This is a genomic window from Finegoldia magna (genome assembly GCF_018371055.1).
Taxonomy (GTDB): Bacteria; Bacillota; Clostridia; order Tissierellales; family Peptoniphilaceae; genus Finegoldia; species Finegoldia magna_I.
In genome coordinates, this window is sequence record NZ_JAGYZD010000326.1 from 1 (window position 1) to 1443 (window position 1443).

General features: G+C 32.3%; 2 protein-coding genes. Both read right to left on the reverse strand.

Going from position 1 to position 1443, the window contains the following annotated elements:
• On the reverse strand, positions 1–1297 hold a 1297-nt coding region (gene feoB, locus KHW44_RS09585; protein WP_304068880.1), incomplete at its 3' end, for a ferrous iron transport protein B.
• A gap of 12 nt (positions 1298–1309) precedes the next feature.
• Positions 1310–1443 (reverse strand): FeoA domain-containing protein (locus KHW44_RS09590; protein ID WP_304068882.1); only part of this gene is annotated, 134 nt, incomplete at its 5' end.

Consider the following 1443-nt stretch of genomic DNA (forward strand, 5'->3'; position numbering starts at 1 on the left):
CGCAAGGCATAAATGATGCAACAATTATAGTCATTTTTCTGTCGTTTTCATTTTCAATAGTTCTTGTTGCCATAATTCCTGGAACTGAACAACCAGTACCAATTAAGATTGGAATAAATGATTTACCAGATAAACCAAATTTTCTGAACATTCTATCCAACATAAATGCTATTCTTGACATGTATCCTATATCTTCTAAAATAGCTAACAATAATTCCAACGTTGCAACCAAAGGCAAGAATCCCAATACTGCACCAACGCCGGCAACAATACCATCTACAACAAGGCTTGTTACCCATTCGCTAGTTCCGATTGCTTCTAATCCTTTTGTAGCTAAATCAGCTAATGCAGTTCCCATCACAGTATCTGCCCACCAATCGTGGAATGGAGGACCACCAACAACCTTTACCGCAATAAAGTAAACGGCTATCATTATCAATACGAAAATTGGTAATGCCAAAAATCTATTCGTAACCACCCTGTCAATTTTATCACTAGTTGTTAATCCCGATCTTCCTTTTTGTACAGAATCTGAAATTACTGAAGTAATGAATGTATATCTTTCATCTGTAATTATGGATTCACCATCATCATCGTATTCTTCTTCAATTTTTGAAACAATTTCTTCAACTTTTGCTTTTTCTTCATCAGTGATATGAACAGCTTGTAATGCTTTTTCATCTCTTTCCAAAGCTTTTACAGCAAACCATCTTTTTGATTCAGAATTTTTAATGGATTCTACACTATTTTCTATTTCAGTAAGCACATTTTCAATTTCATCACTAAATGATTTTATCGATTCATGTTGAGATTTCACTTGTTTTTGTGCAACTTCAATTAATTCATCCAAGTTTAATTTTTTAAGTGCTGATACTTCAACTATTGGAATTCCCAATTTTTCAGATATTAGTTTTGTGTTTAATTTATCGTTATTTTTCTTAACGACATCCATCATATTAAATGCCAAAACCATTGGAATTCCAATTTCAGATAATTGTGTTGTAAGATACAAGTTTCTTTCAATATTTGAAGCATCCACAACATCAATAATTACATCTGGTTTTTCATTTATTAAGTAATTTCTACTAACAACTTCTTCCAAAGTATATGGAGAAAGCGAGTAAATTCCCGGTAAGTCGGTAATTTTAATATCTTTGTTATTTTTTAAGGTTCCCTCTTTTTTTTCTACAGTAACGCCTGGCCAGTTACCAACATATTGATTGGATCCTGTCAATGCGTTAAACATAGTAGATTTACCACTATTAGGGTTGCCTGCTAAAGCAATTCTAATTGACATAAGTCCTCCTAATTATTTATTTATCAATTCTATTAAAATATTTTCTGCATCATCTTTTCTAAGACTCAACTCGTATCCTCTCAAATTGATTTGAACTGGATCTCCTAACGGTGCTACTTTTCTGATATAGATTTCTACATTTTTTG